A 9,960-nucleotide genomic window follows, 5' to 3' on the forward strand; every position below is an offset into this window, starting at 1 on the left:
CTTCCTGCGCGAGATCAAGAAGCTCGGTTCGATCTTCGATCCGGTGCGCGTCGACGGGCCCGACTACCGGCACCGCGACCTGCCGCCCGCGCCGGAACCCACCTCGAACGACGTGCTCGTCGAGCGTGCCGCGACCACCCCGGGTTCCACCCTCGACGAATTCGACGTGCTGCTGAAGCATCTGAGTACGCTGCACCCGTCCAAGTTCGGCGCGCTGATCCAGGGCGTGGCCTCGGTGTTCATCTCCGACGTGCACACCGTGACCGATCAGGCCGTCGCGCTGCGCGTGGTCGTACTGGCCGACCGCCTCTACGACGCGAGCATCCCGGTGACGGTTTCGGGCGTCAAGCTCGACGAGATCTTCTCGAAGGAGATGCTCGACGGCGGCTACCGCAAGAAGTACCTGCGCGCGATCTCACGTCTGCTCGCGCTCTCGCGCTTCGAGGCCGCGGCCGCCTGACCCCACAGCCGGTCAGAGCGCGCGTTCGAAGACGAAATCGGAGTGCAGCTGGTTGCCGACCACGAACGTCTTGGTGCCCACCTGCCGAAACCCGTGCTTGGCGTAGAACTTCTGCGCGCGCTCGTTGGCCTGGTTGACCCCCAGCCACACCGTCTCGGCGCCCGAGTCACGCGCGGTGTCGACCACGGCGTCCATCAATGCCGCGGCGACGCCGCTGCCGTGGTGTCCGGGCAGGACATACATCTTGCTCAGCTCGACCACCTCGCCCGCGCTCACCTGCGCGGCGACGTCGGGGTCGCTCGGCCTGCCCGCGATGAGCATGGCGTAGCCGACGATCTCGTCGCCCTCGACGGCCTTGAGCACGGTCCTGGTCGGGTCGGACAGGTATTCGCCGAAGCGTTCGCCCGACAGCATCTGCTCGAGGAAGATCTCGATATCGCCCACGGTGGCCTCGGGCGGGCAGGCGAGCGGAAATGTCGCGGCGGCCACATCGCTGAGCGCCTCGGCGTCCCAGAGTCCGGCTCGGTCGACGACGACGGAACTGTTGGTCATCCTTCCAGTACAGCACGGGTCACCCCGGCCGCGGCGCGACTGTGGATCGCGACAGCGCGGCGGCACTACGGCTGGGTCGGGCACTGTCCCACCGACTGTGGGCTGTCCAGCGCGGTGGCACCTCACCTACTGGTCCGAGTAGTCTCCTGCGCATGACGAGCGGTAGCCGCATCGGGATCGTCGGTGCGGGAGTGGCGGGTTTGGCCTGCGCGAAGGTATTGAGTCAGGCGGGGTTCCCGGTCGAAGTCTTCGACCGGGCCCCCGACGTCGGCGGTGTGTGGAGTGCCACCCGCCGGTATCCGGGACTTCGCGCGCAGAACAGCAAATCCACGTACGCGTTCAGCGATCACCCGATGCCCGAGGATTTCCCCCGCTGGCCCGACGGCCAGCAGATGCAGGCCTACCTGGCCGGATACGTGCACGAGTTCGGCCTCGGCCCGCACCTGCGCCTGGGCACCGAGGTGGTGGCGGCCGACCCGGTCGACAGCGGCTGGCTGCTCGAGATCCGCGACCACATGGGGGTGCACCGCACCACCTGCGATCACCTGATCGTCGCCAACGGCGTCTACAGCGACCCGGTGATGCCCGACCTGGCCGGCACCGCGGCGTTCCGTGCCGCGGGTGGGCGACTGTGCCATGTCTCGGAATTCCACGATGTCGAACAGGCGCGTGATCGTTCGGTGGTCGTGCTCGGCTACGGCAAGTCCGCGTGCGATGTGGCCGAGGCCGTCAGCCACATCGCCGACGAGACCACCGTGGTGGCGCGCAGACTCACCTGGAAGATGCCGCGCAAGCTCGGTTTCGGCGCCGACTACGAACGTCTGCTGCTGACCCGCGCGGGGGAGGCGCACTTCCCGTCCCGCTTCCCGCACCGCGTCGAACGGTTGCTCGACCGTCTCTCGCTGCGCCAGTCGAACATGGACCTGCTGCAGGAGCGGGTGACGCGCAAGCTGCGGCTGCGTGAGCTCGATCTGGTACCGACGAGCCCGATCTCCGAGATCGGCACCAGCAGCGCGAGCCTGGCCACCGAGGGCTTCGCCGAGCAGGTCGAGGCGGGCCGGATCAGCGTACACCGCGACACCGAGATCACCGAACTGATCGGTGGACCGCACGGACCCGCGGTGCGTCTGGCCGACGGCAGCCTGAAACTGGCCGAGATCGTCCTCTGCGCCACCGGATACCGGCAGGAGGTGCCGTTCCTCACCCCGTTCGTGCGGCGCGCCCTCACCGACGACGTGAGCGATTTCCGGCTCTACCGCCACATCCTGCCGGTGGAGGTCCCCAATCTGAGCTTCGCCGGTTACAACAGCTCGAATGTGAGCGCCCTCAGCGCCGAGGTGGGCGCGCACTGGATCGCCGGGCTGCTCACGGGCCGGTTCGTGCCGCCGATGGCCGAGCTGATGAACAACGAGATCGATGCGCGCCTGGAGTGGTCGCGTGAACGCAGTGAGGGCAACCACGCGCACGGTGCCTCGGTGGTCCCGTTCTCGCTGGCCAATATCGACGAGATGCTCGACGATCTCGGCACGCCGCTGCCGTTGATGTCGCGGCTGGCGCAGTGGGTGCGACCCGTGCGGCCGCCGTCCTATCGCGGGGTGCTGCGCAATCGCGCGGTGGCCGCCCCGGTGGCGCCCGCACCGGCGCCCGTAGCGGAGCGGTAGCCGACACGCCGGATCGCCGTCGGCAACGCCGACGGCGATCGGTGCGTTGGTGATAATCCTCGCGTGGACGCGCTGGATCTGAACCTGCTGCTCGCTCTCGACGCGCTGCTCGACACCAACAGCGTGACCGAGGCGGCCAGGCGACTGCACACCTCGACCTCGGCGATGAGTCGCACTCTCACCCGGCTGCGCGAGGTGCTCGGCGATCCGCTGCTCGTTCGCTCGGGCAGACAGATGGTGCCCACGCCGCGGGCCCTCGAATTGCGCCACGATGTGGCGAGTCTGGTCGATCAGGGCCGGTCGTTGCTCACCGCCCGCGATGGGAACGGGCCGGGCAGGCATCGTGATTTCGTTGTCCGCGTGGGTGATTCGGTCGGCGCGAGCCTGTCCGGTCCGCTACTGGCGGCGGTCCACGCAGAGCTGCCCGGGGTAACCGTGCGGCTGCTCGCGGCCGATGCCGCCGACGGTGCGGTGGCGCTGCGCGACGGCCGAGTCGACGTCGAGGTCGGCATGATCGGGCAGACCGACCCGGAAACGGTGGTCAAGCGCCTGTTCACCGACCGTTGGATCGGCGTCGCCGCGCCCGACCATCCGTTCGCCGTCGACCGCCCCACCGTCGCCGCCTACGCCTCGGCACGCCATCTGGAAGTGTCACCCACCGGTCGCACGCACGGCCCGATCGACGACCGCCTCGCCCTGCACGGCCGCACCCGCCGCGTGGTCGCCACCGTCGCCGACCTGCCCACCGCGCTGCTCACCCTCGCGTCGACCGAATTGATCTGCCCCGCACCGGAACTCGTGTCCCGTGCCGCACGCGCCGCGCTCGGCTTGGCGATGTTCGAGATCCCGCTGCCGCTACCGGCCCCCGTCGTCGCCATGGCGTGGCATCCACGCAATACCGCCGACGCCGGTCATCGCGCCCTACGCGACCTCATCGGCACAGTCCTGCACGAACCTCCGAAGCCGGAGGTCGGTCCAGGTCTGGTTCCGCTGGCGACACCTGCCTGACAGACATCCCCGGAACATTCGTCCGCCGCTCGCACGTGACCGGTGCGAGATGGACGCGCGCGCCTGATGGGTTGCAGTGGTGCGCAGTCGGATCGGAGGAGGCGATTCGCCTGGGATGCTCGTCGCGCAGCGTTTCTCAGCTGCTCACGTCCAGAGCGGAGACGAAGGTGCGTCTAACCCACGTCCGGTGTCGGCGGGCCGAATACGTCGCGGCGGCCCGGTGGGAGACCGGCCGAGCGTTTCAGCTCGTCCAGCATCGCCTGCAGCTTGTCGACGTGCGCGCGTTCGATGTCGAAGGCGCGGTAGGTGCCGGTGACGGTGATGCCGGCCGAGTCGGTGGCGGTGGGCGGAACCGGGTCGGCGGCCGGGCGTTCGAGGGGATCGGGGCTGCTCGCCGACCCGTCGCGTCCGGTCGGTAGGCCGAGAGTCGGTGGATCGAAGTCCGCGGACGGACGATCGTGGTCGGTGAGCGTCGCGTGGTTGTTGCGCGGCTCCTGGTCGGGTACGGCGGCGGTGTTCGCCGGTCGATCGGCGTTCGGGAACGCGGTGCTGTGGCCGACGCCGTTGACGTGAGACGGACCGGGGGTGCGCGCCGAATCCACCGGCACCTGGTTCGGCTGTGTGGTGAGTTCTGTCGGTGGAGTCAGGCGTGGGGGCGGCCCGGAGACGGTCGGTGGCTCGGATGATTCACCGGTGGTCATGCGGTCGCGCGGGGTGAAATCGTCGAAGAGGGACTCGGCACGGCGCGCGGAGTCGGTGGTGAAGCCGTTGCGGGCGTGTCCGTTTCGGTCCGGGGCCGGCGAGGGGGGCGCCGGTTCCTCCGTGAAAGACCAGTGGATGCCGTTGGCAGTGTTGCCCGCGGGCTGTGCATCCACCGAGGTGTCCGGGCGGACTTCAGCTGCCGGCGGGATGTGGGACTCGAATCCATTGACCGGCTTGCCATTCGGCGGCGTCGCGGATCGCTCGCCGGTGAATCCCGACGACAGGTGGTCCTCGGCAGCAGAGACGGGGTCGGTCGGCGCGGGCCGCGCGACACCGTTCCCGTTGGTGGACAGCTTCTCCGGCGACGCAACGCTCGGTCTGCCGTCTGCTGTGGCCGAGCTCTCCGTCGGCTTCTTCACCGGGCGAGCCCGCTCGATCACGGCATCGGGGCTGATCTCCGCCGTCTGCGGATCTCCGGGCGCCTGCTGCGCCGACCGGTCGTCGACCGGCGAGCTCGGAACGTGCTTCATCGCACCGGAACCGAGCCCGAACCCGTTGGGGCCGCTCTCCCGCACGAGGGCGCTCACCTCCGCGCTCCCGGGCAGTGGTCCGTTGGTTGCGGAGGACGGCGTGCTGTTGTCGACACCCGACGTGGACGGGCGATCCTCGGAGAGCACCGTCGCGGTGGGCTTCGAAGCTGTCGGCGCACTCGCTTCTGCCGCGTGGTCGACGACCGGTGCCGTCAGCACCATGCCGATCACGGCGGGCGCCGGTGTGCCGTTTCGGGTGGACGCGATGTCGCCGGCCAGACCCTTCGCGGTGCCGTTGATTCCGTTCGTCGAGGTCCCATTGCCCGCCGAGACCCGCTCGCCGGTACTGCTGAGCCGCACGGGCGCGGGTCGGCGACCAGACGGTTCGCCGGCGGCCGCGTTGCCACCGACCGCGGCGATCGAGTCGGTATCGAACGACGCCGGTTGACCCAGGGGCGCCGCCTCGGCCTGGGCTGTGCGCGGGATCGGCGTCGCGGCCAGCGCGGTGGGGTCGCCGAGGTGGTCGGTGGCCGGCCGGACAGGGGAGTTGCGGCGTTCGAGCGGGGGCCGGGAGCTGTCGGTATCGCGGTCCCGATGAGGTGGTAATGACTCGGGGGCCGCTCGGTGGTCGTCGAGTCCGTCGGCCGCGCGTTCGGCGGCCTCCGCGGCTTCGCGAATTTCGCGGCGGCTGGGCGTGCTCCGTGCCGGACGGCCGGAATCGGGCTCACCGTCGTTGTCGAGGGCGTCGAGCCGGGAACTCAGGCGTGAAATGTCCTGTGACGCACGAAATGCCCAGGATTCCAGCCGCCTGATCCGGGTGTGGTCGGGCAGATCCTCGTCGACCGGGAAGGTGGGTACATCGAGCTGGACCCGCGCGGCGACGATATCGAGCTTGTCGCTGACTTCGCGCAGCGCCGTGGCGATACTCGCCAGCATCGACCCGATGGACTCGTCGTGCTCAGCGTGGTTCATGCACACCCTACTTCCCGTGGTCGCCCGAGCGTGCCCGCCTCGGCCGCAGCGATCATATCCACCGGAGCAACAGCACGTGTTGTCGTGACCGCTTCCGCGACGCGCCGAACTGATTCTCAATCAGGATGAAACGGACACGCAACAGGCCGGGTCTGTGTATCGAAATGATCAAGAATTAGGCGTCTTCGTGCGACGTTGGCACAATGAAATGGCTTGATATACAAGCAGAGTCGCGTTTGTGACCTCAATCACCAGGCGATGACGCACCCGAACGCGGGTCAAGGGGGCTGGCGCCTTTTCGATGGCTGCGGGAACCTGATGTCCAGGACGTGCGCGTGAGCCTACGACAGGTCCCTTGGTGAGGGAGTGATGGTGTGAGGACGAAGCGGCTGAGCGAGACCCAGGTGGCGTGTGGACGTCGAGCGCTGCTCGACGAACTGGGGATTTCCGAGGGCAGCCGCCGCGCCGTCACCGAACGCACCGGCTATGGCTGTGGTTGCCCCGAATGTGCGGCGACCCAATGGAATACGCAGCGTCTCGAGCACTGGATCTGCGGCAGGCTCACGGCGGCGGGCGCCGACGAGGCCGAGGTCGACGCACAGATCGGCGATATCCCCGTCGATATCTACTGGCGCCGCGGCGACCGGCGCTGCGTGGTCGAGGTGCGCAGCGGCCCGCTCGACATCACCGCGGCCCGCGCACACCGGAAACGCCTGCAGGCGGCCGGAATCGACGATGTGCTGTGGGTGTGCCCGCAGGGTTTCTGGGTGCCGCTGGTCCCCGCGGTCGGCATCGCCGATTTCGCGCCCGCGGCCGCCGACTACCGCATCGACCAGGGCATGCTCGCCGCGGGCAAGACCGGTTTCGCCGCCCCGGCCGGCGGCGATACCGAGTTGCGTGATTTTCTCGAAGACTGGGTGTCCGGCGCAATGCACTGGGGGCACGCGGATCTCACGACAGGAGGGTGGTCCGACGTGGGCACCTGGGAACGGCACACCGCGGCACAGGCCGCGATGATCGAGCACCAGCGCACCGAGTTGCGCGACCAGCGGGTGGAGCTGGCAGTCTCGCGCCAGGCCGTGCGCGACAAGCAGCGACTGGTCGGCCGTCTGCACAACCGGATCGATCGGGCCGGGGTGAACGCCGACGCCGAAGCCATCACCATGGCCGGACTGCGCAGCGAACTCCTCGCCCAGCAGCGCGTCGCGGCGAGCCTGCGCGCGAGCATCGGCCGGATGGATCGCACCCTGGATCAGTGGCAGTGGCTCACCTGCTGCGCGATGCTGCTGGTCCTCACCGTGATGGTCGGCGCGATGGTGATGCGCTGAGCCGCATCGGCAACCGGTCCCACTGCCAGTCGTTGCGGAGCACGAGGCCGGCAAGGTCGAGGAGGTCGATGCCGGTGTCTGCGCTGACCGTGGCCAGCGCCTGTCGATCGTAGGGGCCCTGTTCCAGGTCGGAGGCCAGGCGTTGCTCGATCGAGGCGTCGACCGGGCGAGCTTCGAGCTGGGGTGTACCGATCGCGCTCCCGGTCCAGACGAGCCAGCCCCAGCCGTGCTCGCGTGCGTAGGCGCGGCCGAGTTCGCTCTGGATCCGGTTGTGGTGGAAGGCTGTGCGGCCCAGCGGAACCACGTCGATGAGCATCGCGCGGCCGTCGGTGAGCTGTGCGGCCACGGCCGGATAGTGCACCTGGTCTTCGTCGGCGAAGCGATAGGTCAGTGCGGTCGGTTCTTCCTGGAACGCCGCCACCGCCGGGTCTGCATCGAGGGTTCGCAGTAGCCGGGCCGCCATGGCCGAGTCGTAGGCGACGTCGCGGCCTGCTTTCGCCAAGTAGAACCGGCCGCGGCCGTCGTCGTCACCGTCGGCCACGCGCGCCGACTCCGTGGGCAGCGGGGCGGGCGATCCGGTCGCCCACTCCACGTCGGCCAGCAGCGCCCGCAGATCGTCGGCACCGTCCGCCGGCACCTGTAGCTTGGCCAAGATGCTGGCAGTCTTCTTCTGCCAGCCCAGGATTCGTTGCATCACATAGCCGGCCACCCGCTTGGCGTCGCCCGGTTCGTGTCCGGCCAGCCGGAGCTTGAGGTAGGACCATTCCATGGCCACCAGGTCGGTATCGGTCGCGTAGGTCTCGGCCAGCAGCATGCGCACCAGACGCAGATCACCCGTCTCGACCGGATAGCGGTGCGCGAACACCTGCGCCGACCGGTGCCCGGCGCGGGCGGCGTCGCGCACGATCCGGCCGACCGCTTTGGCGTACAGCTGGCGGACCCTGTCGCGGGCCAGGTCGTAGCGGGCGCCGATCCGGGTGAGGGTCTCCGGGCGCTGCCCTCCGATCCCGAGGCGCAACGCGACGATCCGCGCGTCGCGGGCGGCGCGTTCGGCATGGTCGGTGAGCAGTTCGCCGACCAGATCGTCGAGCTCCTCGAGCTCGAACGAGACGTCGGCGGCGATATCGTGACCCGGTGGCCTGACGATCTCGGCACTCACAGCGGCGACCTCCCTCGCTCGATCGAGTCAGCGTAGCCGCAGGCCCCGACAACTAGAGCGAGGTCAGGTACTCGCTGTAGAACAGGCACAGCCCCGTTGCCGAAGCGATCCCGGCCAGCACCCAGAACCGGATGATCACCGCGGTCTCGGGCCAGTTGTTGAGTTCGAAGTGATGATGGAACGGCGCCATCCGGAACAGCCGGGTATGCGTCGTGCGGAACACCACGATCTGCAACACCACCGACATGATCTCGGCGACGAACAGCGCCCCGATCACCACGGCCAGCAGTTCGGTGCGGCTGGTGATCGACAGCCCGGCCAGCAGCCCGCCGAGGCCGAGCGACCCGGTGTCGCCCATGAAGATCTTGGCCGGCGCCGCGTTCCACCACAGGAAACCGATGCACGCCGCCGCCCCCGCGGCACTGACCATCGCCAGGTCGAGCGGATCGCGCACCGTGTAGCAGGCGCGTCCGGGACTGATCTCGCACGAGTTGTCGTACTGCCACAGCGTGATCACCACGTACGCGCCGAGCGTGAGGCTCATCGACCCGGCCGCGAGTCCGTCGAGACCGTCGGTGATGTTCACCGCGTTCGACCACGCGACCACCAGCAACACGATGAATGCCACGAAGAACAGCGACGCGAAGGTGATGGTGTTGATGTCGCGGACATAGGACAGGTTGCGACCGGCGGGCGTGAGCCCTGTGGCGCCGGGGAACCGCAGCACGAGCACAGCGAACACCACCGCGGCGCCGATCTGCCCGATGTATTTGCCCGCCGCGGTCAACCCGAGGTTGCGGTGCTTGCGCAGCTTGATGGAGTCGTCGAGGAAACCCACCACACCCAGCGCCGACGCCAGTAGTAGTACCAGCACGCCCGACGCGCTCGGCCCCGGTGCGTCCCACAGCAACCCGATCAGATGCGACCCGAGATACCCGGCCCACACCCCGGCTCCGATTGCCAGCCCACCCATCGTCGGCGTTCCGCGTTTGGCCTGATGACTGGCAGGTCCGTCGATCCGGATCTCCTGCCCGAACCCTCGCCGCGCGAAGACCCGGATCAGCCCCGGCGTGAGCGTGATGGTGACGACAAGAGCGATCCCCGCCGATAACAGGATCTGCCTCACTCGATTGCCCCTCCATGCCGCCGGTCCCCGCACCGGACCCGCCCGGCGATGCCGTGTGCCGATACTAGGGGAGCTCACCGGGAATCCGTGCCGAGAGTGATCTGGGTTACAGGCTCGGCTCGCTGGACCGGTAACGCAAACAAGTCAGGCCCCCTCGAAAGGGGGCCTGACTCGGTACGGTGGTGCGCGATACTGGGATTGAACCAGTGACCTCTTCCGTGTCAGGGAAGCGCTCTCCCGCTGAGCTAATCGCGCGAGGTGGAGACGGGAATCGAACCCGTGTGCACGGCTTTGCAGGCCGTTGCCTCACCACTCGGCCACTCCACCGTACAAAGGAGGATGGGGCTAGTGCCTTACCTACCTCTCGAGCGGATGACGAGATTCGAACTCGCGACCCTCACCTTGGCAAGGTGATGCGCTACCACTGCGCCACATCCGCATTTACTTCACACTTAGGGGAGC

General features: G+C 68.6%; 8 protein-coding genes and 3 tRNA genes. 4 read left to right on the forward strand and 7 right to left on the reverse strand.

All coding sequences use genetic code 11. The features are described from left to right. The coding region (gene zapE, locus ACFWF3_RS12090; RefSeq protein WP_379313693.1) for an AFG1/ZapE family ATPase at positions 1–460 on the forward strand (460 nt) is incomplete at its 5' end. 12 nt (positions 461–472) lie between these two features. On the opposite strand, the gene ACFWF3_RS12095 is transcribed toward zapE, so the two are convergent. Continuing rightward, a complete protein-coding gene (locus tag ACFWF3_RS12095; protein ID WP_378988715.1) occupies positions 473–1,012 on the reverse strand; it encodes a GNAT family N-acetyltransferase in 540 nt (179 codons plus the stop codon). Between the two features lie 152 nt (positions 1,013–1,164). On the opposite strand from ACFWF3_RS12095, the gene ACFWF3_RS12100 reads away from it, so the two are divergent. Both ACFWF3_RS12100 and ACFWF3_RS12105 read left to right on the forward strand, forming a co-directional pair. Continuing rightward, entirely contained in the window at positions 1,165–2,673 is a 1,509-nt protein-coding gene (locus ACFWF3_RS12100; protein ID WP_379313694.1) for a flavin-containing monooxygenase, read from the forward strand. A gap of 63 nt (positions 2,674–2,736) precedes the next feature. Then, positions 2,737–3,681 (forward strand): LysR family transcriptional regulator, encoded by a 945-nt coding sequence (locus tag ACFWF3_RS12105; protein ID WP_378988719.1) that lies wholly within the window; start codon positions 2,737–2,739, stop codon positions 3,679–3,681. A gap of 173 nt (positions 3,682–3,854) precedes the next feature. On the opposite strand, the gene ACFWF3_RS12110 is transcribed toward ACFWF3_RS12105, so the two are convergent. After that, a complete protein-coding gene (locus ACFWF3_RS12110) occupies positions 3,855–5,885 on the reverse strand; it encodes a hypothetical protein (RefSeq protein ID WP_379313696.1) in 2,031 nt (676 codons plus the stop codon). 374 nt (positions 5,886–6,259) lie between these two features. Here ACFWF3_RS12110 and ACFWF3_RS12115 point away from each other — a divergent pair, with 374 nt between their 5' ends. Continuing rightward, a complete protein-coding gene (locus tag ACFWF3_RS12115) occupies positions 6,260–7,213 on the forward strand; it encodes a hypothetical protein (RefSeq protein ID WP_379313697.1) in 954 nt (317 codons plus the stop codon). Here ACFWF3_RS12115 and ACFWF3_RS12120 read toward each other — a convergent pair. From ACFWF3_RS12120 to ACFWF3_RS12140, 5 genes are all read right to left on the reverse strand, one after another. Continuing rightward, positions 7,179–8,372, reverse strand: coding sequence for a hypothetical protein (locus ACFWF3_RS12120; protein WP_379313698.1), 1,194 nt, complete (start codon positions 8,370–8,372; stop codon positions 7,179–7,181). The genes ACFWF3_RS12115 and ACFWF3_RS12120 overlap by 35 nt on opposite strands. Before the next feature lie 52 nt (positions 8,373–8,424). Further along, the gene (gene mraY / locus ACFWF3_RS12125; protein ID WP_378658313.1) at positions 8,425–9,498 is read right to left on the reverse strand and encodes a phospho-N-acetylmuramoyl-pentapeptide-transferase; all 1,074 of its coding nucleotides are present in this window, start codon (positions 9,496–9,498) and stop codon (positions 8,425–8,427) included. A gap of 180 nt (positions 9,499–9,678) precedes the next feature. Further along, a tRNA-Val gene (locus tag ACFWF3_RS12130) sits at positions 9,679–9,753 on the reverse strand. Position 9,754: 1 nt separating this feature from the next. Further along, a tRNA-Cys gene (locus ACFWF3_RS12135) sits at positions 9,755–9,825 on the reverse strand. 40 nt (positions 9,826–9,865) lie between these two features. Further along, positions 9,866–9,937, reverse strand: a tRNA-Gly gene (locus ACFWF3_RS12140). Positions 9,938–9,960 lie beyond the last annotated feature (23 nt).

The sequence above is a fragment of the Nocardia sp. NPDC060220 genome (genome assembly GCF_042727815.1).
Taxonomy (GTDB): domain Bacteria; phylum Actinomycetota; class Actinomycetes; order Mycobacteriales; family Mycobacteriaceae; genus Nocardia.